General features: G+C 71.2%; 16 protein-coding genes and 1 pseudogene. 12 read left to right on the forward strand and 5 right to left on the reverse strand.

Translation table 11 applies throughout. The features are described 5' to 3' along the window. Window positions 1-97: 97 nt before the first annotated feature. A complete protein-coding gene (locus tag OG210_RS26305) occupies window positions 98-577 on the forward strand; it encodes a hypothetical protein (protein WP_328325142.1) in 480 nt (159 codons plus the stop codon). A 90-nt stretch (window positions 578-667) separates the two neighbouring features. Here the strand turns inward: OG210_RS26305 and OG210_RS26310 are convergent, their stop codons facing one another. Continuing rightward, window positions 668-1,552 carry a DUF4231 domain-containing protein gene (locus OG210_RS26310; RefSeq protein ID WP_328325140.1) on the reverse strand — a complete coding sequence of 295 codons (885 nt, stop codon included), beginning with the start codon at window positions 1,550-1,552 and terminating at the stop codon, window positions 668-670. Window positions 1,553-1,981: 429 nt separating this feature from the next. Between OG210_RS26310 and fxsB the strand changes: the two genes are divergently transcribed. The 4 genes from fxsB to fxsT all read left to right on the forward strand — a co-directional run bounded on the left by fxsB (window position 1,982) and on the right by fxsT (window position 10,286). Next, window positions 1,982-4,192 carry a radical SAM/SPASM protein FxsB, inactivated metallohydrolase extension form gene (gene fxsB / locus OG210_RS26315; RefSeq protein ID WP_328325138.1) on the forward strand — a complete coding sequence of 737 codons (2,211 nt, stop codon included), beginning with the start codon at window positions 1,982-1,984 and terminating at the stop codon, window positions 4,190-4,192. Next, window positions 4,182-4,949 (forward strand): aminoglycoside N(3)-acetyltransferase, encoded by a 768-nt coding sequence (locus OG210_RS26320; protein ID WP_371538958.1) that lies wholly within the window; start codon window positions 4,182-4,184, stop codon window positions 4,947-4,949. Before fxsB ends, OG210_RS26320 begins: the two co-directional genes overlap by 11 nt. 71 nt (window positions 4,950-5,020) lie before the next feature. Beyond that, window positions 5,021-6,355 (forward strand): FxsC protein, encoded by a 1,335-nt coding sequence (gene fsxC / locus OG210_RS26325; RefSeq protein WP_328325136.1) that lies wholly within the window; start codon window positions 5,021-5,023, stop codon window positions 6,353-6,355. Then, on the forward strand, window positions 6,339-10,286 hold the full coding sequence (fxsT, locus tag OG210_RS26330) for an FxSxx-COOH system tetratricopeptide repeat protein (protein ID WP_328325134.1): 3,948 nt from the start codon (window positions 6,339-6,341) through the stop codon (window positions 10,284-10,286). Before fsxC ends, fxsT begins: the two co-directional genes overlap by 17 nt. A gap of 30 nt (window positions 10,287-10,316) precedes the next feature. Here fxsT and OG210_RS26335 read toward each other — a convergent pair whose 3' ends face one another. Then, window positions 10,317-11,183: an alpha/beta hydrolase gene (locus OG210_RS26335; protein WP_328335354.1), complete on the reverse strand. Its 867-nt coding sequence runs from the start codon at window positions 11,181-11,183 to the stop codon at window positions 10,317-10,319. Window positions 11,184-11,612: 429 nt separating this feature from the next. Here OG210_RS26335 and OG210_RS26340 point away from each other — a divergent pair, with 429 nt between their 5' ends. Further along, window positions 11,613-12,698, forward strand: a complete 1,086-nt coding sequence (locus OG210_RS26340; protein ID WP_328325132.1) for a S1 family peptidase — start codon at window positions 11,613-11,615, stop codon at window positions 12,696-12,698. A 131-nt stretch (window positions 12,699-12,829) separates the two neighbouring features. On the opposite strand, the gene OG210_RS26345 is transcribed toward OG210_RS26340, so the two are convergent. Then, a complete protein-coding gene (locus OG210_RS26345; RefSeq protein WP_328325130.1) occupies window positions 12,830-13,861 on the reverse strand; it encodes a DUF3533 domain-containing protein in 1,032 nt (343 codons plus the stop codon). A gap of 151 nt (window positions 13,862-14,012) precedes the next feature. Here OG210_RS26345 and OG210_RS26350 point away from each other — a divergent pair, with 151 nt between their 5' ends. From OG210_RS26350 to OG210_RS26370, 5 genes and pseudogenes are all read left to right on the forward strand, one after another. Then, window positions 14,013-17,501 carry a DNA polymerase III subunit alpha gene (locus tag OG210_RS26350; RefSeq protein ID WP_328325128.1) on the forward strand — a complete coding sequence of 1,163 codons (3,489 nt, stop codon included), beginning with the start codon at window positions 14,013-14,015 and terminating at the stop codon, window positions 17,499-17,501. Continuing rightward, complete coding sequence (locus tag OG210_RS26355; protein ID WP_328325126.1) at window positions 17,498-18,493, forward strand: hypothetical protein; 996 nt, start codon at window positions 17,498-17,500, stop codon at window positions 18,491-18,493. Before OG210_RS26350 ends, OG210_RS26355 begins: the two co-directional genes overlap by 4 nt. A gap of 197 nt (window positions 18,494-18,690) precedes the next feature. Next, window positions 18,691-19,551, forward strand: a complete 861-nt coding sequence (locus OG210_RS26360; RefSeq protein ID WP_328325124.1) for an alpha/beta fold hydrolase — start codon at window positions 18,691-18,693, stop codon at window positions 19,549-19,551. Between the two features lie 11 nt (window positions 19,552-19,562). Further along, on the forward strand, window positions 19,563-19,784 hold the full coding sequence (locus OG210_RS26365) for an FAD-dependent oxidoreductase (protein WP_328325122.1): 222 nt from the start codon (window positions 19,563-19,565) through the stop codon (window positions 19,782-19,784). A 62-nt stretch (window positions 19,785-19,846) separates the two neighbouring features. Further along, window positions 19,847-20,425: pseudogene (locus OG210_RS26370) on the forward strand (class I SAM-dependent methyltransferase); the annotation flags it as partial. Between the two features lie 132 nt (window positions 20,426-20,557). Here the strand turns inward: OG210_RS26370 and OG210_RS26375 are convergent. Further along, window positions 20,558-21,040: a DUF402 domain-containing protein gene (locus OG210_RS26375; protein WP_328325120.1), complete on the reverse strand. Its 483-nt coding sequence runs from the start codon at window positions 21,038-21,040 to the stop codon at window positions 20,558-20,560. A 155-nt stretch (window positions 21,041-21,195) separates the two neighbouring features. Between OG210_RS26375 and OG210_RS26380 the strand changes: the two genes are divergently transcribed. Next, a complete protein-coding gene (locus OG210_RS26380; protein ID WP_328325118.1) occupies window positions 21,196-21,570 on the forward strand; it encodes a GntR family transcriptional regulator in 375 nt (124 codons plus the stop codon). A gap of 26 nt (window positions 21,571-21,596) precedes the next feature. On the opposite strand, the gene OG210_RS26385 is transcribed toward OG210_RS26380, so the two are convergent. Further along, on the reverse strand, window positions 21,597-22,691 hold the full coding sequence (locus tag OG210_RS26385) for a DUF5925 domain-containing protein (RefSeq protein ID WP_328325115.1): 1,095 nt from the start codon (window positions 22,689-22,691) through the stop codon (window positions 21,597-21,599). Between the last annotated feature and the right edge of the window lie 117 nt (window positions 22,692-22,808).

Below are 22,808 nucleotides of genomic sequence, written 5' to 3' on the forward strand. Positions count from 1 at the left end.
CGGCGCAAGAGCCTTCGTCCGGATTCCGGGCGGGGGCTCTTGCGTACTTTTGAGAGGATGTCAGGGGGAGCGGGGAGCTCACAGAAGGCGGGGGCGTATGAAGCGCATCGGAGTGACCGGACACCGCAGTATTCCGCCCGACGCCATCGCCCATGTGCGGGAGGCGCTGCGCACTCTGCTCGGCGGCCACCAGGGGCCCCTGGAGGTCCTCTCCAGCCTGGCCGCGGGCGCCGACCAGCTCTTCGCGTGCATCGCGCTCGAATGCGGCGCCGAGCTGACCGCGGTCATCCCCAGCGGGGACTACGAACTGGGCTTCTGCGACCCGGGCGAGCTGGCCGGCTACCACCGGCTCAGAGGCAGGGCGACCCAGGAGGTCCGGATGGACTTCCCGCACTCCACGGACGAGGCGTACTACGCGGCCGGCGCCTATATCGCCGACAACTGCGACCGTCTGGTGGCCGTCTGGGACGGCCTGCCCGCCCGCGGCCTCGGCGGTACGGGCGACATCGTCAGCTACGCACGGGAAGCGGGCAAGCCGGTGACCGTCATCTGGCGCGAGGGTGTGAAACGTGACTGAAAACGATCGCTGCCTCGAATCCGTACGGCGGTGACTGCGCGACGTCCGGCCGACTGCCGTGCGGCCGGGTCAACTGCCGTAGGTGTCGGGTCAACTGCCGTGCCGGGCAAGCCAGTCGGTGTACTGCGGTGAGACGACCCGCTCGGTCTCGTACACCGCGGCCGACCACTGCTTCTCGGTGAGGGGGCTCTCCATCTCCAGATGCAGCGCCTTGAGCTTCTCCTCCACCAGCGCGTGCGCCGCTATCAGCGGCTGGTGCCGGCGGAATTCGCTCCAGGCCACACCGGAGGCCGCGGCGGCCGACACCACCGCGGCGACCTCGGTGTTCTCGCTCAGCGAGAGGGCGCGCAGCACCCCGAAGGCCAGGGCGACCAGGGTGAGCAGGGCGAAGGCGCTGGACCACAGGAGGGTGGCACCGCGGGAGACTTCCTGCTTGCGCCGGTACCAGTTGCGCTGCTCGATCAGCCGGTCCCGTACGTAGGTCTCCTTGCGGACCTCGAACGACTTGGCCCGCAGCGAACGCATCTGAGGGGTGATCAGGTCGGTGCCCGGTGTCTCCTGGTCCCAGCCCACCGTGCGCAGTTCTTCCAGCTGCTCCCCGACGCGGCCGATGAACAGCTCGTCCACATCGGCCGATCCGGCGTCGAAGGGGGCGCCGTGGACGGCGTAGCGCCAGCACATGGACTTGATGAAGTCGGCTGCCGAGCGGTTGAGTTGCCACTGTGCCTTGGCCTTGCGGCGGGAGGTGCTGAAGGTCAGCAGCAGCACCCCGGCGTAGGCCAGCGTGCTCAGTACGCCGATGGCCTGGAAGCCGCCCCCGAGCTCCGCCCGCCAGGGCAGGGAAGCCGTCGCGGCGCCCACCACCAGGAGCACCAGCTGGGCCCGGGTGGAGCCCACGGCCTCGCCCTGTCTGGCGATGGCGTGGGCGTCGGCCCGGTGGAACAGCTCGGGCAGATCGGCACTCCGGAAGACCAAGCTGCGTTCTGGGCTCTGCCCTGGACCGGGAAACGCCGTCACATGAACCCCCGTCTGCGACTTCTGTCTTCACTCTTTAGGTGGAATGGCGTGTTCCGGAATTCTGGAGCACACTCTGTGCGACGTTCTTCCTGGCGTCCGGTCGCGCTCAGTTGCCTTCGGTCTGGTTGAGGGTAAAGTCGACCCGCCGACACTGCAACGGTGCAAGTATCGGCATTCCTGCCCATGTCCAGAAAACATCCCTCAAGGCGGCCTCACATGTCCGTAACTTCAGCCTCTCCCGCCGCTGTCAAGAAGCCGCGTGTCCCCCTGGCCGAGATCGATGTTCGCGGTACCGAGGCTGTCAAGCAGCTCGGCCGGGTTCTCTCCGCTTCGACCGGTCGCCCGATGAGGGCATCGACCTTCAATTCGGCGCTCTAGACTGGTGGAATGACAGGACCCCTGGTCCCATTCCGCGAGATCGTCCTCAAGGTCCACAGCAGATGCGATCTTGCCTGTGACCACTGCTATGTCTACGAACATGCCGACCAGAGCTGGCGCACCCGGCCCAAGACCATCTCTGACGAGGCGATCCACTGGACAGCTCTGCGACTGGCGGAGCACGCCAGAACCCATGACCTGCCCTCCGTGTCAGTGATCCTGCACGGAGGGGAGCCACTGCTGGCAGGTCCCGCACGACTGCGCCGCGTCTGCGAGGAGCTCACCGGGGCCCTGGAAGGGACCGCCGAGCTCGACCTCCGGATCCACACCAACGGCCTCCAGCTCAGCCCCCGGTACCTCGACCTGTTCGACGAGTTCCACGTCCGGGTCGGTATCTCCCTCGACGGGGACCGTGCGTCCAACGACCGGCACCGCCGCTTCGCCGACGGCCGCACCAGCCATCCGCTCGTCCTCAGGGCCGTCGAACTGCTCCGCCAGGACCGGTACGCCCATCTCGACCTCGGTCTGCTCTGCACCATCGACGTGCTGAACGACCCGGTCGCCGTCTACGACGCGCTGACCGAGCTGGGCCCGCCGCGCATCGACTTCCTGCTGCCGCACGCGACCTGGGACGACCCCCCGCACCGGCCCGCCGGATCGCCGACCGCCTACGCCGACTGGATCCTGACGGCCTTCGACCGCTGGGACGCACAGGGGCGGCAGCTCCCGGTGCGGCTCTTCGAGTCGGTCATCTCCACGCTGGGCGGCGGTCCCAGCCTCACCGAGTCGCTGGGTCTGGCCCCCACCGACCTGGTCGTCGTGGAGACCGACGGCACGCTGGAGCAGGTCGACTCCCTCAAGAGCGCCTACGAGGGCGCCGCGTTCACCGGGTTCGACGTCTTCAGCCACGCCTTCGACGAGGTCGCCGCCCACCCCGGGGTCCGCGCCCGCCAGCTCGGCCTGGCCGGGGTCGGCGAGAAGTGCCGGGAGTGCCCCGTCGTACGGTCCTGCGGAGGCGGTCTCTACACCCACCGCTACCGCGCGGGCTCCTTCGACCAGGAGAGCGTCTACTGCGCCGACCTGGAGGCGCTGGTCCGCGGCATCGAGACCCGCACCGCGGCGGCCGCCACCTCGCCCGCGCTCACCGATCCGCGGGAGCTGGACGCCGGACAGCAGGAGCTGACCCGCACTCTGCTCGCCGCGCTGCACACGGAGCTGGCGGGCCGCGGCGGCGAGGAGTGGGCGCGGGCCTGGGAGCTGGCGGGCGAGGTCGAGCAGCGGTCCGACGGGCTCGACACCGTGCTCGCCCACCCCTATGCCCGCAGCTGGCTGCTCAGCTCCCTGGACGCCCTGCGCCAGGGCCGGACCGGCGCCCCCGGCAGGCTGGCCGCCCATGTCGCGGCGGGGGCCCTGCGCGGCGGGCTCGACCTGCCCGTCACCGTGGCGTACACGGGCGGTCTGCTGCACCTGCCGACCTACGGGGCCTTACGTCTCACCGGGTCCGCCGCGAGCGGCAGCGCCGAGGTCCGCCGCGCCGAGAAGGGCTTCCTGGTCAGAAGCGCGGGCGCCGAACTGCGCGTGCCGCGCCCGGACGAGGCCACCGCCGACTGGCAGCCACTGCGCAGGACCGACTGCGACGGGGCCCCCGATCTCGCGCTGGACGACCTCGACCCGTACCGCGACTGCTTCGGTACGCCCGTCGCGGAGCGCCTCACCCTGGCCGGCGCCGCCGACTGGAGCCGGCGCTTCGCGCACACCTGGTCGGCGCTGCGCGCCGCCGTCCCCGCGCACGCCGAGGACGCCGCCGCCCGGCTCACCACGGTGACCCCGCTGACCGCAGGCGAGCCGGCCGTCGGCCGGCACGGACACGGAGCCATCGGTGTCTCGCCGGCCGGTCTCACCCCCGAGGGCCTGCTGCGCGCCCTGCGCCGGGCGAAGCTGCGCGCGCTCCTCGATGTCACCGATCTCTACGCCCAGGACGGCTCCTGGCCGCACCGGGTGCCCTGGCGGCAGGAACCGGTGCCGGTCTCGGAGGTACTGGCCGGCGCCTACGAGGGCGTGGCGCTCGCCGCGTACCCGGGAGAGAACCGTGCGCGCACCCTGGCGCACACCCGGCAGGCGCTGGAAGCTCTGGAGGGCGCGGCCGAACTGACCATCAGCGGCAGGAGCCTGGTCGCCGCCCTGTGGGACGAGTGGGAGGAGACAGCGCGTGGCCGATGAAGCCGGGCCGGCCGCCGAGCTGAGGGCGCTCGGAGTCATGGAGGGGATGACACTGCTGGTGCACTCCGCGCTCGGCGGCACCGGGCTGGACGCGCGGACGCTGCGGGACGCGCTCCTCGGCGTACTGGGCGAGGACGGGACGCTGGTGGTCCCGGCCTTCACCCCGGAGAACTCCACGACATCGGCGGCCCATCTGCGGCAGACCGCCGGACTCACCGAGGACGCCAGGGCCCGCTTCCTCGCCTCGATGCCCGCCTTCGATCCCGCCCGTACGCCGTGTCCCGGCATGGGCCGGCTGGCTGAATGTGTCCGGCTCTCCCCGGGCGCGGTACGCAGCAGCCATCCCCAGACCTCGTTCGCCGCGCTGGGCGCGCGCGCCGAAGAGCTGGTAAAGGACCATCCCGCCGACTGCCACCTCGGTGAGGAGTCCCCGCTGGGCAGGCTCGCCGCCGCCGGCGCGGAGGAATTGATGATCAATGTGGGATTCGGTGTGTGCACCTCGTTCCATCTCGCTGAATACCGGATTCCGGATAGCCCGACGCAGCTGTACCGCTGCGTGGTCGGTACGGGCGGGCGGCGTGAGTGGTTCGAATACCGGGACATCGAACTCGACGACAGCGATTTCGAACTGATCGGTGCGGATTTCCCCCGCGAGAGCCTGCGAGAGGGGAAGCTGGGGAACGCGGCCGCCATGGCGTTCCCGATCAAGGAAGCTGTGGCGCATGCGATGAACTGGATGACCGAAAAACGACGTTGATTGACCGAACGTCGACGGGGTGGGGACTCTTCGCTCCGGAATGATGTCTTCATGGACGACGGGGGGCCGAGTTGGCAGCATCGGAACAGCCGAGAGCGGCGAACCACAGGCCGTATTTTTTTCTCAGCTATGCGCACACTCCGAAACACGGAGCCGTAGGGCCCGACCCGGACATGTGGGTCGAGCGGCTCTTCCGTGACCTCTGCGCCCATGTGATGGCCATGACCAACCTGCCCGCGGGAGCGCCCGCGGGCTTCATAGACCGGGAGCTGCGCTCGGGGGAGGGCTGGTCGGAGCGGCTCGGCGAAGTCCTCGCCACCTGCCGGGTCTTCGTACCGCTCTTCTCGCCCCGCTATTTCGGCAGCGAGATGTGCGGCAAGGAGTGGTACGCCTTCGCCCAGCGCGCCATTCAGGAACAGGTCCGCAACAACCGCACGGCCGACGCGATAGTCCCCGCCCTCTGGGTCCCCGTGCCGCCGCACCAACTGCCGGGCCCGGCAGCCCGGTTGCAGTTCAACCACCGCGCCTTCGGCGAGCGCTATGTGACCGACGGGCTCTACGGACTCGTCAAACTGCGGATATTCGCCGAGGAGTACGAGCGGGCCGTCTACGAACTGGCCAAACGCATTGTGAGCGTCGCCGACGCATCGGACATCGGCCCCTGCCGCCCCGTCGACTACCGGGCCATACCCAGCGCCTTCGGCCCGCCCAGCGCGGGCCCGCGCCCGATGAAACTGACCGTCGCCGCACCCACCCGCCACGACCTTCCCGACGGCCGGCATTCCGAGTACTACGGAGACACCCCGCTGGACTGGAATCCGTACCACCCCGTCTCCGCGCAGCCGCTGTCCCGGCTCGCCGAGGACCTGGTCCGCTCGCTCAACTACCAGGCCACCGTCACCTCGTTCGACGAGGAAGTACTCCATCTCGACGGGAAGCAGCCTCCGTCACGCCCCGAGGTCCTGCTCGTCGACCGCTGGGCCCTGCACGACGACGAGCGGCGCCAGCGGCTCTCCGCCTTCGACTCCGAGCACCGCCCCTGGGTGAGTGTGGTGGTCCCCTGGAACCGCGACGACCACCAGAGCAGAGCCTCCGAGGCCGAACTCACCGGCCGTCTGGAGGACACCATGCCGTCCAAGATGCGGGAGGGGCGCGCCGCGTCGAGAGCCGCGGCCAAGGGCGTCCCCAGCATGGAGGCCTTCGGCCAGATCCTGCCCCAGGTGGTGGAGGCCGCCGCCCAGCAGTATCTGAAGCACGCAGCCGTCTACCCGCCGGGCGGCGGCGGCCACCACGAACGGCCCCGGCTCATCGGCCCGATGGCGACCGAACAGGCCGCCACCCGCTACATACCGGCTACTCAGGATCTCGCGCTCGATGCGGAGGACACGGATGACGGCAGGTCGTGACGGACGCATCGTCACCTTCTACTCGTACAAGGGAGGTACCGGCCGGACCATGGCCCTGGCCAACACCGCCTGGATCCTGGCCGCCAACGGCAAACGCGTCCTCGCGGTCGACTGGGACCTGGAGGCGCCGGGCCTCTACCGCTTCTTCCACCCCTTCCTCGACCCGTCCACGCTCGGCGCCACCACCGGGATCATCGACCTGATCACCGAGTACGCCTGGGCGGCCACCAGCCCCGTCCCGCGCCCCGACGACTGGCACCGGGACTACGCCCGTATCCAGCAGCACGCCGTCTCGCTGACACCGGAGACGCTGGGCTGGGAGTTCCCCGACGGCGGCACACTCGACTTCGTGTCGGCCGGCCGGCAGAACCGCGAGTACTCCGCCACCGTCTCCACCTTCGACTGGGACAACTTCTACGACCGGCTCGGCGGCGGCCACTTCTTCGACGCGCTGCGCGACGACATGAAGGCCAACTACGACTACGTCCTCATCGACAGCAGGACCGGCCTCAGCGACATCGCCGACATCTGCACCGTCCATCTGCCCGACGCCCTCGTCGACTGCTTCACCCTCAGCGACCAGTCCATCGACGGCGCCGCCGCCGTGGCCCGCCAGATCGACAAGCACGACGGCGGCCGGGGCATCCAGATCCTGCCCGTCCCGATGCGGATCGACGAGGGCGAGAAGGAGAAGGCGGACGCCGGACGGGCCCTGGCCAGGCTCCGGTTCGACGGGCTGCCGCGCGGGCTCACGGGCGAGGAGCTCACCGCGTACTGGGGAGCGGTCGAGATCCCGTACCGCCCCTACTACGCCTACGAGGAGACCCTGGCCACCTTCGGCGACGAGGCCGGGCTCACCAACTCGCTGCTCTCCGCCTTCGAACGGCTCGCCTCCGTGGTCACCGACCGGCAGATCACCTCGATGCCGCAGATCCCCGAAGAGGTCAGGCTGCGCATCAGGGACGCCTTCACCCGGCGCCGCCCCGCGCTCCCCGCCGATCTGCTGCTCAGCTATGTGGCGGAGAACCGGATGTGGGCCGACTGGATCGAGTCGGTGCTCACCCGCGCCGGATTCCGGGTGGTGCCGCGCGACGTGTCCGCCGAGGCGCCGCCGTCCGACGCGGAGACCGCGGCGGCCGACGGCGCGGCCCGTACCGTCGTCGTCCTCTCCAGCGCCTATCTCAAGTCGGCCCGCGCGGTGGAGGTCTGGCAGCGTTCGGCTGCCGAGGACCCCTCCGGGACCCGCAGGCATCTGCTGCCGCTGCGCGTCGGTGACGTACGGCTGACCACGCCGTACATCGACCGCAACCCGGTCGACCTGTTCCGTCTTGACGAGGTGCACGCCACCGCGGCGCTGCTGCGGTCGGTCGACCGGCCGGGCGGCCAGGCCGTCGACGGGGTGGCGCCGGGGCCGCGGTTCCCCGGCACCGTTCCGAAGATCTGGAACGCACCGGCCCGCAACTCCGGCTTCACCGGGCGTTCCCTGGTGCTGGAGCGGATGCGCGACCAGCTCGGCGGCGGGATGGCCGTGGTCCTGCCGCAGCCCCAGACGCTGTACGGCCTCGGCGGCGTCGGCAAGACCCAGGTGGCCCTGGAGTACGTGCACCGCTTCATGGCCGACTACGACCTGGTCTGGTGGATCTCCGCCGAACAGACCGACGACGTGATCGCCGGCCTCGCCGAACTCGCCGTCCGCCTCGGCACCCAGGGCGCCGACGACATGGCGTCCGCCTCGCAGGAGGCCATCGACCTGCTGCGCCGCGGGGTGCCCACCTCGCGCTGGCTGCTGGTCTTCGACAACGCGGACGACCCCGAGCAGCTGAAGCGCTTCTTCCCGCCGGGCGGCCCCGGCCATGTGCTGGTGACCTCGCGGAACCAGACCTGGTCGCAGTACGGGGACGCGCTGCCCGTCGACGTCTTCATGCGGGAGGAGTCCGTCGAGCACATCCAGCGCAGGGCGCCGGGGCTCTCCGCCGACGACGCGGCCCGGGTCGCCGAGGCGGTGGGCGACCTGCCGCTCGCCGTCGAGCAGGCGGCCGCCTGGATCGCCGAGACCGCCACCCCCGTCGACACCTATCTGGAACAGCTGGCCCAGGAGGCCGAGAGCGTCCTCGCCCTCAACCAGCCCGCCGGATACCCCGAACCGGTGGCCGCCACCTGGAACGTGTCCATCGCCCGCCTCAAGGAGCGCTCGCCCGCCGCGGTCCGGCTGCTCCAGCTCTGCGCGTTCTTCGCACCCGAACCGATCTCGGCGAAGCTCCTCTACAGCCGGGAGATGATCGACGCGCTCAAGCCGTACGACGCGACGCTCCAGGAGAAGCTGGTGCTCGGCCGGGTCATCCGGGAGATCGGCCGCTTCGCGCTCGCCAAGGTGGACCCGGTGGGCGGCTCCATCCAGGTGCACCGCCTGGTGCAGGCCGTGATCAAGGCACAGCTCAGCCACGCGGAGCGGGACGACGCACGGCACGCCGTCCACATGATCCTCGCGGGCGCCAGGCCCGACGGTGACGAGCCCATAGACAACCCCGGCACCTGGCCCGACTTCGCCCCCATCTGGCCGCACCTGGGCCCGTCGGAAGCCAGGCTCTGCAAGGAGCCGGAGACCCGCCGGCTGATGATCGACCGGGTGCGCTACCTGTGGAAACGCGGCGACTTCGTCACGGCGGCCGCGCTCGCGGGCGAGCTGCGCGAGGTATGGCGCGAACGCCTCGGCAACAACGACCTCCAGTACCTCTACCTCCGCTTCCACCTCTCCAACATCCTCCGCTCACGCGGCCGTTACGTGGAGGCCATGGAGCTGGACGAGGAGACCCTGCGGCGCCAGCGCGAGCAGCTCCCGGAGCTCGGCCCCTCGCATCCGCACACCTTCATGACCACCAGCGCCCTGGCCATGGACCTCGGGGCGGTCGGTGAGTACAGCAGGGCCATGACACTGGCGATCGAGGCGTACGAGGGGTTCAAGGAGATCTTCGACGAGTCGCATCCGAGGACCCTGGCCGCGGCCAACAACCTGGCGCTGAACCTGCGGATCGCCGGCCAGTACGCCCGCGCGCGCGAGATGGACCAGGACGTCTACGACCGGCGCACCGAAGTGCTCGGCCCGGAGCATCCGTACACCCTCTCGTCCGCGCAGAACCTCGCCCGCGACCTGCGCGAGGTCGGCCGGTACGAGGACTCCGTCGTGCTGCTCTCGCGGACGTACCAGATCTTCAAGGAGCAGCTGGGCCGGGCCTTCCCCGGTACGCTCGCGGCGGCCAAGAGCCTGGCCGTCTCGCTGCGCAGGGCCGGCCGCCCGGAGGACGCCAGGCGGCTGACCTCGGCCACCCGGGACCGGTACCGCATCAAGTACACGGTGGCGAACCCGGACTGGCTGGCCTGCGACCTCAACTTCGCGGCCGACCTGTTCGCCGCCGGGGACGCGGTGGGGGCGCGGGACACCGCGCAGGCGGTGGTCGACCAGTACATGAAGATGCCGGGGGAGCGGCATCCGTACACCCTCACCGCCATGAACAACCTCGGTATCTACCAGGGGGCCTGCGGGGCGCTGGACACCGCCGAGTCGGTGCTCGCCAGCACGATCAGGGCGATGAGCGACGTACTGAACCCCCGTCATCCGCATGTGCTGTTCGCGACCGTCAACCTCGCCAATGTCACGGCCGAGCTGGGCGATCTCCCCAAGGCCCTGGAGATCGAGCGCCGGGTGGTCGCGGCGCTGCGCGAGGTCGTCGGCGCCCATCATCCGGAGACCCTGGCCTGTGCGTCCAACATGTCGGTGACGCTGGACGCACTCGGGCGCAAGGAGGAGGCGCAGCTGCTGAGGGCGGAGACCGTCACCGAACTGCAGCGGCAGCTCGGTGACGACCACGACTACGTCGGGATCGCGGGCGACGCGCGGCGGTTCAGCCGGGACCTGGAGCCGCTCGTGGTGTGACGGTCCGGAAAGCGCCGCGCGCCCGGGTCCTCACTCGTCCAGCAGCCAGTTGAGGATGCGGGGGAGCGCGTGCAGCGCGTCGAAGTGCGCGGCGGCCGGTTCGAGTACGGCCGTCGCGCCCGGGATGCGCCGGGCCAGCCAGCGCGAGTGGCCGACGGGCGAGAAGACGTCCTTCACCCCGTGCCACAGCATGATCGGGCTGCGGATGTCGGCGGGGTCGAAGCCCCAGGGGCGGGAGAACGCCAGCGCGTCGTCGATCCAGCCGTACGGTGAAGTGCGCAGCGCCTCCTGGTAGTTGCGCAGCAGCATGGCCCGTACGCCCGCGTCGTTGACGACTCTGCGGTCGGAGTCGGTGAGGTCGCTGAACAGCTGGTCGAGCAGGCGGACGGGGTTCTTCCTGATCTCCGCCGAGCGCGGGATGAGCCGGGCCGCCAGCCCGTCGGGGTCGTCGGACGCGGTGGTGTACTCCCGGACGTTGGACGCGGCCATGCCATCGAACCAGTCGAGTCCGACGGCGTCCCGCGGGGCGAGCGTCACCAGGGCGGCCGCTCTGGTGACCCGGCCGGGGAGCAGGGCCGCGCAGGCCAGCGCGTGGGGTGCGCCGCCCGACCGGCCCGCGACGGCGAACTTCTCGATTCCCAGCGCGTCCGCGATCGCCCCGACGTCCTGGGCGACATCGGCGACGCTGCGTCCCGGCAGCCGGTCACTGCCCCCGTAGCCGGGGCGGTCGAAGGCGATGAGCTGCATTCTGCGCTGGTAGAGCACCATGCCGCGCGGGGCGGGCCCGAGTCTGCTGCCCGGGGTGCCGTGCAGCAGGAACACCGGCCTGCCGCGCGGATCGCCGAGGCGTTCCACTGTGAGATGACGTCCGTCCGGCGCGCGAACCCGCCCGCGCAGCCCCGGTCCCTCTGTGCCGTATGCATGCATCGTGTGCACTGGCATCCCCCTTCGTTCCGATGATTACCCATCAGCGCGCCTTCTGGGGTGGTGAGTTGCTGGGAAAGTGCGGATACGGCCGAGGGCGTGCCCGCAATCCGCCCGCAATCCGGTCGCAATGCGGTCGCAATGCGGTCCTCCGGCGGTGGATAGCGGACGGCGGCCGTCGGGCAACGGCTCTGATTTGTCGTCCGAAGCGGCATATCTCCGCTTGCGTCCCTCCGGGAGGTGCCCCATTCGTGAACGGAGTGCGGGTGCCTTGTTGGTGTCGTGTGCCCGTCCATGAGTCGACCTTGTGTGCGAGCTGTGACTGTCGGAATAGTGGGCGGCTCCATCCTCCGCTTCCGGTCACCCCACATGGCCGGAAGCGGCCCCCACAGGAGGTCGAAGTTGAAGCACCGACGCATACCCAAGCGCCGAGTGATAGCGGCGGCGACCGGCGCCGCCGCGCTGGTCGCCGCAGGCGTCACCTTCCAGACGGCCAACGCCAGTGAGGCAGCACCGGCCTCCCCGTTGAAGACGCTGTCCGTGACCGCGGCCGGGGACCTGGCATCGACGCTGACCCACACACTGGGCGCCGGCGCGGCCGGCTCGTACTACGACGCCAAGAGCAAGCACCTGGTGGTGAACGTCGTCGACGAGGCGGCGGCCCAGGGTGTGCGCAAGGCGGGCGGCCGGGCGAGAGTCGTCCAGAACTCGATGGCCGCGCTGACCGGTGCGCGCAAGACCCTGGCCGACAAGGCTTCGCTGCCGGGTACCTCGTGGGCGGTGGACCCGGTCAGTAACAAGATCGTCGTCACCGCCGACCGCACCGTCTCCGGTGCGAAGCTCTCGAAGCTGGACAGTGTCGTCAAGGGCCTCGGCTCCAAGGCCGAACTCAAGCGCAGCGCCGGGGAGTTCAAGCCCCTCATCGCGGGCGGCGACGCCATCTGGGGCTCCAGCGCCCGCTGCTCGCTCGGCTTCAACGTGGTCAAGGACGGCCAGCCGTACTTCATCACCGCCGGGCACTGCACCCAGGCCGTCAGCAGCTGGTCGGACTCGCAGGGCGGCTCCGAGATCGGCACCAACGCGGCCTCCGACTTCCCGGGCCACGACTACGGCCTGGTGAAGTACACGGCGGACACCCCGCACCCGAGTGAGGTCGACCTCTACAACGGCAAGACGCAGCCGATCACCAAGGCGGCCGACGCGACGGTCGGCATGGCGGTCCAGCGCAGCGGTTCCACCACGCAGGTGCACGGCGGCACGGTGAAGGGGCTCAACGCCACCGTCAACTACGGCAACGGCGATGTCGTCAACGGTCTCATCCAGACCGATGTCTGCGCCGAGCCCGGCGACAGCGGCGGCGCGCTCTTCTCGGGCGACAGCGCGATCGGTCTGACCTCGGGCGGCAGCGGTGACTGCTCCGCCGGCGGTGAGACGTTCTTCCAGCCGGTGCCCGCGGCGCTGGCTGCCTTCGGGGCGACGATCGGCTGACGCTCCCTCTCGTAAGGCGCTCCCTTTCGTAAGGCGTGTTCTGAAGTACACGTCCTGCGAACAGCAGCAGGGCCCGGCCCGTCCTCGTGACGGGCCGGGCCTCTGCCGTGGGGCCGCCCCCGGATCCGCCCTCAGCCCCGGGGCGTCTCCCGCGTCTCCTGGGCGGCGGCCGGCCTCCCGCGGAACATGGACATGCCGAGCGTGATCACCGTGCCCACCACCGCCCAGCCGGAGAGCACCAGCAGCGGCCCGGTGACGGAGCTGCCCCTGAAGTACGCGATGGAGCGCGCCGTCCAGGTGCCCGCGCCCGGGGGCAGCCAGGGGCCGATCGCGTGCCAGAACGGCGGCAGCATCGGCAGCGGGAAGGCGCCGCCCGCGCTCGGGTTGCCGGCGACCACCACCAGCAGGACGGCCAGGCCGATCCCCACGATGCCGGTGAGCGCCTGCAGGGCGAGAGTGATCGCGCCGACCCCGAAGACGACCAGCGCGCCGAGACCCCAGAGACCCAGGACGCTGCCGGGCAGCGCGCCGAGCACCGGACCGACGATGACCGCGCCCCCCAGCCCGCCCAGGACCGAGTAGAGCGCCATGGTGATGAGCCTGAGTGCGGCGCGCCGTCCGTTGGCGGCCCGGGAGCCCGCGCTGATCGCCAGGATCGACGCGCAGAGGTAGCCGCCGACGCACCATCCGACGACCAGGTAGAACGCGGAGAGCCCGTCGAAGTCCTGGGCCGAGGCCGGCGCCACGTCGACGGTCCGCACGCTCCGGCGCTGTGACTTCTCCACAGCGGTGATGATCCGGTCGAGCGATGCGGACAGTACGGTCCCGCCGCCGGACGCGACCAGGAGCGTGTCCTTCGAACCGTTGGGGCTGATGATCAGGGCGCCGTCGAGATCACGGTTCAGGATCTTGTTCCGGGCGTCGGCCGCGCCGGCGACCGTACGCGGGTCCAGCGGTCCGCCGGGGAGCCCCTTGAGTTCGCCGACCAGCCGTGGGGCCACCTGCGCCGGGGCGACGACCCCGAAGGGGACGTCCTTCGGCCTGGGATTGTGCAGAGCCCCCACATAGGACGCGATGAACAGCAGCTGCAGCACCAGCGTGCCGATGACCAGCAGCGCCGCTCGCGGAGTGACAGCGGTCTTCATCTCGTCCAGGAAAGTCATGGCCCCACGGTCCGGTAGAGGGGGTGTTTGCGCAGGTGGGACGGGCCCGAATGGCTGACACACCGTTAATCGCACAAGTATTCGAAAGTGGTCTATGGTGGAGCAAGGGGGTCAGGAACGGACTGGATCAGCGGAGCAGGAGGTGCGGCGGATGCCCGGTTTCACGCATCTCCACGCCGTCTCGGGGTTCTCCCTGCGGTACGGGGCCTCCCACCCGGAACGGCTCGCCGAGCGGGCCGCCGAGCGGGGTATGGACGCCATCGCGCTGACCGACCGGGACACCCTCTCGGGCACCGTCCGCTTCGCCAAGGCCTGTGCCGCGGCCGGGGTGCGGCCGCTGTTCGGAGCGCGGCTCGCGGTCGGCGGGCGGGCGCGGGCCGAGGGGCCCACGCACCGGATGCGCGCCCCCGTGCGCGGCGGGGTGTTCGTCGACGAGTCCGTGCCCCGCGTGACCTTCCTCGCCCGGGACGGCGCGGAGGGCTGGGCGGCCCTGTGCCGGCTGGTCACCGCGGCCCACGCGGGCGGGGAGCGGCCCCTGCTGCCCTGGGACGAGAACCACGGGGACGGTCTCGCCGTCCTGCTCGGCCCGGACTCCGACGTCGGCCGGGCACTCGCCGCCGGGCGCCCCGACCGGGCCGCTGTCCTGCTCGGACCCTGGCGGGAGGTGTACGGCGACGCGCTGTGCCTCGAAGCGGTCCACCACGGGCTGAGCGGCACCGGACCCGGCTCGCTCAGGCTCGCCGCCCGCACGCTCGGCTTCGCCGCCGAGCAGGGCGTACGCCCCGTGCTGACCAACGCCGTCCGCTACGCCGACCAGGGGCAGGGCCCCGTCGCCGACGTCCTCGACGCCGCCCGCAGACTGGTGCCCGTGGACCCGCGCAAGGGCCTCGACAGCGGTGAGCGCTGGCTCAAGGACGCCGGTGAGATGTTCCGCACCGCCGAGCGGATCGCCGAGGCGGCGGGCTTCCGCCGGGACACCGCGCACCGGCTGATCGACGAGACCCAGGCCCTGGCCGCCTCGTGCGGCGTCGACGCCGAGGACGACCTCGGCATGGGCACCGTCCACTTCCCCGAACCGCGTCTCGTCGGCGCCGTCCACCGCACCGCCCAGCGGGTGCTCGCCTCCCGCAGCGCCGCCGGCATGGTGCTGCGCGGCTACGACCGCAGGCGCGAGTACTGGGAGCGGATGCACCACGAGCTGGACATCATCGCCTTCCACGGCCACGCCTCGTACTTCCTGACCGTCGCCCGGGTCGTGGACGACGTGAAGGAGATGGGCATCCGGGTCGCGGCCCGCGGCTCCGGCGCGGGGTCCCTCGTCAACCATCTCCTTGGCATCGCCAGCGCGGACCCCGTCGAGCACGGGCTGCTGATGGAGCGCTTCCTCTCCCGGCGCAGGCTCGCGCTGCCCGACATCGACATCGACGTCGAGTCGGCCCGCAGGCTCGATGTCTACCGCGCGATCATCGGCCGGTTCGGCGCCGAGCGGGTCGCCACCGTGGCCATGCCGGAGACCTACCGGGTGCGCCACGCGATACGGGACGTGGGCGCCGCCCTGTCCATGGACCCGGCGGAGACCGACCGGCTCGCCAAGGCCTTCCCGCACATCCGCGCCCGCGACGCCCGTGCGGCGATGGCGGAGCTGCCCGAACTGCGCGCCGTGGCCGAGGAGTCGGAGCGCGGCGGCGGGAAGTACGGACGGCTGTGGGAGCTGGTCGAGGGGCTCGACGCGCTGCCGCGCGGAATCGCCATGCACCCGTGCGGGGTGCTGCTCTCCGACGCCTCCCTGCTGCGGCGCACGCCGGTGATGCCGACCAGCGGCGAAGTCCCCCACAGCCTTGAGGGCGTGGGAGGTGCCCCCATTCCCATGTCCCAGTTCGACAAGGAGGACGTGGAGGACCTGGGGCTGCTCAAGCTCGACGTGCTGGGGGTGCGGATGCAGTCCGCGATGGCCCACGCCGTCGCCGAGATCGGCCGGGCCACCGGGGAGCGCCTCGACCTGGACGATCCCGCACAGGTGCCGGCGGGCGACCCCGCGACGTACGAACTCATCCGCTCCACCGAGACGCTGGGTTGCTTCCAGATCGAATCGCCGGGCCAGCGCGACCTGGTGGGACGGCTGCAGCCCGCCACCTTCGACGATCTGGTCGTCGACATCTCGCTGTTCCGGCCGGGGCCGGTCGCGGCCGACATGGTGCGGCCCTTCATCGAAGCCCGGCACGGCCGCGCGCCGGTGCGCTTCCCGCACCCCGATCTGGCGGAGGCGCTGAGCGACACGTACGGGGTCGTCGTCTTCCACGAGCAGATCATCGAGATCCTGCGGATCATGACGGGCTGCGGCCGGGACGAGGCGGACCAGGCGCGGCGCCGGCTGTCCGACCCCGAGTGGCAGGGGCGCATCCGCGCCTGGTTCGCCGCGGCGACGGCGGAGCGCGGCTATGCGCCCGAAGTCACCGCGCGCACCTGGGAGATCGTCGAGGCGTTCGGCGCGTACGGTTTCTGCAAGGCGCACGCGGTGGCCTTCGCCGTGCCGACCTACCAGTCCGCCTGGCTCAAGGCGCACCATCCCGCGGCCTTCTACGCGGGGCTGCTCACCCACGACCCGGGGATGTACCCGAAGCGGCTGCTGCTGGCGGACGCGCGGCGGCGCGGGGTCCCGGTGCTGCCGCTGGACGTGAACCGGTCGGCGGTCGCTCACCGTATCGAACTGGTGTCCGGTAAACTCGGTGTCCGGCTCGCGCTCTCCGACGTCCACGGCATCAGCGAGGCCGAGGCCGAACGGATCGAGGCCGGCCGGCCCTACTCCTCCCTGCTGGACTTCTGGCAGCGCGCCCGGCCGGGGAAACCGGTCGCCCAGCGGCTCGCCCAGGTCGGCGCGCTGGACGCGTTCGGCGCGAACCGCCGGGATCTGCTGCTGCACATCTCCGAACTGCACGCGGGCCGCAGCGGATCCGCGCACAGCGGCCAACTCGCCCTGGGTGAAGGGCGGAAGACCGCATCGGCCGGACTGCCGGACCTCAGCGACACCGAGCGGATCAGCGCCGAACTCGGCATCCTCGGCATGGACTCGTCGCGCCACCTGATGGAGGACCACTACGCCTTCCTGAAGGAACTGGGCGCGCTCTCCGCTCGGCGGCTGCGCTCCGCCGAGCACGGGCAGAGCGTCCTGGTCGCGGGTGCCAAGGCTGCCACCCAGACCCCGCCGATACGCTCCGGGCGCCGGGTCGTCTTCACCACCCTGGACGACGGAACGGGCCTGGTCGACCTCGCCTTCTTCGACGACAGCCATGCCGCGTGCGCGTACACCGTCTTCCACTCCTGGCTGCTGCTGGTGCGCGGAGTGGTGCAGCGGCGCGGGCCGCGCAGCCTCAGCGTGGTCGGCTCGGCGGCCTGGAACCTGGCCGATCTGGTCGAACTGCGGCGTACCGGCGGTCTGGATGCCGTCGCCGCAGCCCTGGCGGCGCCCGCACCGGACGGAGGAGACGGGGCGGACGGAACGGAGGAACCGGGCGGCAACGGCCGCCGTATCCAGCTCTCCACCGGCTACGAGATGAACCCCTGGGCGGACCTCAAACCCGCCGGGGACCCGAACGCCACCGGGCGCAAGCTCTGGCACTCCAGCCAGGGGAGCGCGGGATGATCCTCTCCGTACGGTTCACGCCCGAGGCCCTGCCGCTCGGCCTGATCGAAGACCTCACCCCGGTGGTCCAGGCCTTCCCGCCCGACTCCGCGCTCATCGATGTGGGCGGCGCCCAGCGGTACTTCGGGCGGAGCGCCACCGAACTCGCCGCGCTGCTGCGGGTACGGGCGCTCGCGCACCACGGTCTCGACTGCGCGATCGGGGTGGGCGCCAATCCGCTGCTGGCCCGGATGGCCGCACGGGAGGCCCGGCCGGGAACGACCCTGGTGGCCGGTGACGGCAGGACGTTCCTCGCGGATAAACCCGCCGCCGCGCTCCAGGGGGTCGGGCCGAAGCTGGCCCGCACCCTCTGCTCGTACGGACTCGACTCCATCGGCAGGATCGCCGCCGCGCCCCTCGCCACCCTCCAGCGGATCGCCGGAGCACGCGCCGGGCGCGAACTCCAGGAACGGGCGCGCGGCATCGACCGTACGCGGGTCGTGCCGAACGCCGCCGCCCGCTCCATCTCGTCCGAACGGTCCTTTCCCCGCGACGAACTGGACCGCGACCGGCAGCGCGGGGCCCTGCTCTCGATCACCGAGGAACTGGGCGCCCGGATGCGCCGCGAGGGGCAGGTGTGCGGCTCGCTGACGCTCACCGTGCGGTACGCCGACCGGTCCACCACCACCCGCGGCCGCACCCTGCACGAGCGGACCGCGCACTCTGCGGCCCTCACCGCCGCGGCGTACGCGATCCATGACTCGCTCGGGCTCCAGCGCGCCAGGGTGCGCGGGATCGCGCTGCGCGCCGAGGGGATGACACCGGCCGGGCGCGCCGCCCATCAGCTGATGTTCGACCCCACCGACGACAAGGCGCGCCGCATCGAGGCGGTCGCCGACCGGGCGCGGGCACGGTTCGGACCCGGGGTGATCGTGCCGGGGACGCTTGCCGCGCAGGACCGGCGACACACGCGCCGTGCGGGCAGGCCGGTACGGCGGACCGCTGTACCGTGAGCCGCGAAGACCAGCGGACCGCGAAGGCCGGCTCCTGATCCTTCATCAGTTTTTACTGACGCGTAACTTCCCCCGCTACCTTACTCGTGCGTAATTTGGCGTGAGCAGTACACGCAGTACACGTAGAACACTCTGGTGGTCCGGGCCACAGGGCGAACATCCGTCGTCACTCCCTTGAGTCGCAAGGAGATCACCCGATGATGCCCTGGAAGCGTGCGCTCGGAGCCCTCCCCGCGCTGGCACTGGCGGTCACCGCCGCAGCGGTACCCGCTGCCACGACGGCACAGGCTGCCGCCCCCAGCAGCGGATGGAACAACTACTCCTGCAAACCGTCGGCTGCTCATCCCCGGCCGGTCGTCCTCGTCCCCGGCACCTTCGGGAACGCGGCCGACAACTGGCTGGTACTCGCCCCGTACCTGGTCAACCGCGGCTACTGCGTCTTCTCGCTCGACTACGGCCAACTGCCGGGCGAGACCCTCTTCGACGGGCTCGCCCCGATCGAGCAGTCGGCCGCCCAGCTCTCCACGTTCGTCGACAAGGTGCTCGCGGCGACCGGCACCCCGAAGGCCGACATCGTCGGCCACTCGCAGGGCGGCATGATGCCGAACTACTACATCAAGTTCCTCGGCGGAGCGGCCAAGGTGAACTCGATGACCGGCATCGCCCCCGACAACCACGGCACCACCCTGTCGGGGCTCACCAAGCTCCTGCCGTACTTCCCCGGCGCCGCAGACATCCTCGAGAAGGGCGCACCGGGCCTCAGTGACCAGGTCGCCGGCTCGCCCTTCGTCACCAAACTCAACTCGGTGCCCGACACGGTGCCCGGCGTGCACTACACCGTCATCGCCACCAAGTACGACGAGGTGGTCACCCCCTACAAGACACAGTTCCTCAGCGGCCCGGACGTCAACAACGTGCTGCTCCAGGACAAGTGCGCCGCCGACATCTCCGAGCACGTCACCATCGGCCTGACCGACCGGATCGCGTACCACGAGGTCGCCAACGCCCTCGACCCCGCGCACGCCACCCCCACCACCTGCGCCTCCGCCGTCAATTAGGAGGAGCGGGCGTGAAGCGGCCTGCACGCGTCGCTGTCATCGGAGTGGGCGTCATCGGAGTCGGCGTGGGCTGGAACCTGTCCCGGCACGGCGCCGAGGTGGTCCTCATCGACGAGGGCCGGCCGGGCGAAGGTGTCACCAACTGGTCCTTTTGTATACGAAGGCGCCGACGCGGGAGAACCGGGCCCCGCGTCCGCCGTACGGCTGTGAACTCCCCGAGCGGAGCCGGGTGATACACGTGTGTTTCGCCGGGCATGTGATCAGCCGGATTGTCGGTGGGAGCTGAGAGCATCGGATCATGACGATCAACTGGGATGCCGCCGCCGACACCTTCGACGAGGAGGCCGACGACCACGGCCTGCGCGACCCCGGGGTGCGCAACGCATGGGCGGCACGGCTGAGGAGATGGCTGCCGGGGGAGGGGACCGAGGTCCTCGACGTGGGCTGCGGCACGGGCAGCCTCTCCCTGCTCGCCGCGGAGCAGGGGCACCGGGTCACCGCGGTCGACCTCTCGCCCCGGATGGCCGAGCAGGCGCGCACCAAACTGGCCGGTGCGGACGCCGAGGTACTGGTGGGCGACGCGGCGCTGCCACCTGTCGGCGCGCGGACCTTCGACGTGGTGCTGGCCCGCCATGTGGTGTGGCTGCTCCCCGATTTCGAGGCGGCGCTCAAGCACTGGTGCTCACTGCTCAACCCGGGCGGCCGGCTGGTCCTGGTGGAGGGCGTCTGGGGCGGGGTCGGGCTCTCCGCGGGCCAGTTGATGGCGGCCCTCGACCCGCTCACCGCGTCCGTGCACCACGAACTGCTCTCGGCCGACCCCGCCCTCTGGGGCAAGGAGGTCGACGACGAGCGCTATGTCCTGGTGGCGCTGGCCTGAGGCACCTTCGGACCGAGACGCCTGAAGACGCCTGAGGTGCCTGAGGTGCCTGAGGTGCCTGAGGTGCCTGGGACAGCTGGGAAGTGGTGGTGGGGCCGGGTGAACACCGGCCCCGCTCCGCCGTACCGGTCAGTCGTGCGGCAACTGGCCGCGGGAGGCGAGCAGTTCCAGCTCGTCCAGTGCCTGTACGGCCTGCCGTACCGCCTCCGGGTCGCGCCCGGCCAGACCACTCGCCTCGAACTCGTCCTCGTCCAGCCGGAGGATCTCGGCCCCGTCCACCGACACCCACAGATCGAGATCCAGATCCTCCACGACCAGTTCGCCTTCCCGCAGCTCGGCCGGCCGGGTCACATCGCAGTACCAGCCCTTGAGTTCCCCTGCTCCGGTGCGGACCTCCTTGACGGCGTACCACCGGTCGCGCCAGTAGTGCTCGGTGAACACGTCACCGGGTTCGAACCGTACGAACCCGAAGTCCCGTACGCCCGCACCCGCCCACTCCGCCCGGACGGTCACCCGGGTGCCGTCGTCGGAGAGCAGCGTCGCCGGATAGCTGATCTTTGTGCTGCCCGTCTTCCGCAGGACGACCGTCACCTCGGCCGGACTCCCTGACATGCCGTACCTCCGTCGAGCACTCTCGTAGCAGGACCGTGCGGCGGCCGGCCGGTGCCCGGCCGCCGCCGCAGATTACGTGCGGCCCGGGCGGGCCGCCTCCCCTTTTCGGCCGGGCGCCGCCGGAGCGGTGGCCCTCCGTGGGGGAGAATCGCGGGGTGACTCTGAAGATCGCCATTGACACGGACGCCGCCACCGCCCCGTACGAGCAGCTGAGGGCCCAGATCGCCGGACAGGCACGCTCGGGGAAGCTTCCCGCGGGGTACCGGCTGCCGACGGTGCGGGGCCTGGCCGAGGAGCTCGGCCTCGCCGCGAACACGGTCGCCAAGTCGTACCGGGCGCTGGAGGCGGACGGTGTGATCGAGACGCGCGGACGCAACGGCACTTTCGTGGCGGCCGCCGGTGACGCGGCGGAACGCGAGGCGGCGGAGGCCGCGCAAGCCTTCGCCGAGCGCGCCCTGCGGCTGGGCCTCGCTCCGGACGCCGCCCGCGCCGCGGTCGACGACGCGCTGCGGGCGGTCTACGGGAAGTAGCTCCGGCAGGGGGCCCGCGCGGCCCCCTACAGGTACAGCCCCGCGTCCGCGCCCCGTTCCTGCGCCGGGACGGACGCCGGTCCCGCACCGCGCCGCAGCGCGTACAGCTCCGCGAGCGTCGTGCCGTCCCGGCCGACGCCCTCGTCCGTGCCCAGCCACGCCGTCGACTCCTTGCGGGTCAGCGGGCCGACCTCGATCCGGGCCAGACAGCGGCCCGGACGCACCACGGCGGGGTGCAGACGCTCCAGGTCCTCATTGGTGGTGACGCCCACCAGGACATTGCGGCCCTGGCCCAGCAGCCCGTCCGTGAGGTTCAGCAGCCGCGACAGCGCCTGCCCCGCGGTGTGCTTGGCCTCGCCGCGGATCAGCTCGTCGCAGTCCTCCAGGAGCAGCAGCCGCCAGCGGCCCTTCGCCGAACCGTCGTCCTCGCCGATGGCGATGTCCATCAGATAGCCGACGTCGTTGAACAGCCGCTCCGGGTCGAGCACACAGTCCACCTGGCACCAGTCGCGCCAGGACCGGGCCAGTGTGCGCAGCGCCGACGTCTTCCCGGTGCCGGGCGGACCGTGCAGCAGGAGCAGCCGGCCCGAGATGTCGTCCGGGGTGACCTTCATCAGGCCGTCCAGCGCATCGGCCACCGGCGCCGTGTAGTTGGCCCGCACCTCGTCCCAGGTGCCGGCCGCGATCTGCCGGGTGGTGCGGTGCGGACCGCGGCGCGGGGAGACGTACCAGAACCCCATCGCGACGTTCTCGGGCTGCGGTTCGGGCTCGTCCTGCGCATCGTCCGTCGACTGCTTCAGTACCTTCGTTGCCAGCTCCTCGCTGACCGCCGTGACGGTGACGTCGGCGCCGCGGTTCCAGCGCGAGACGAGCAGCGTCCACCCCTCGCCCTCGGCGAGCGTCGCGCTGCGGTCGTCGTCCCGGGCCGCCCGCAGCACGGTCGCGCCGGGCGGCAGCAGGGTGAGCCCCTTCTTGACGCGGTCGATCGAGGAACTGTGCGAGTACGGCTGCTCGCCCGTGGCGAAGCGGCCGAGGAACAGCGCGTCCACGACATCGGACGGCGAGTCGCTGTCGTCGACGTTGAGCCGGATCGGCAGGGATGCCTCAGGGTTTGCGGACATGCGCACATGATCCGGCACGGAGGCGGCGGGTGCACGCCCTTTGTGTCACGCGTTCTCCCCGGGCGGGGCCGCCGTACGGCCGTCCGGACCACTGAGGACATGTCACCGAAGGTGTGA

The sequence above is a fragment of the Streptomyces sp. NBC_00466 genome (assembly GCF_041433995.1).
Lineage (GTDB): Bacteria > Actinomycetota > Actinomycetes > Streptomycetales > Streptomycetaceae > Streptomyces.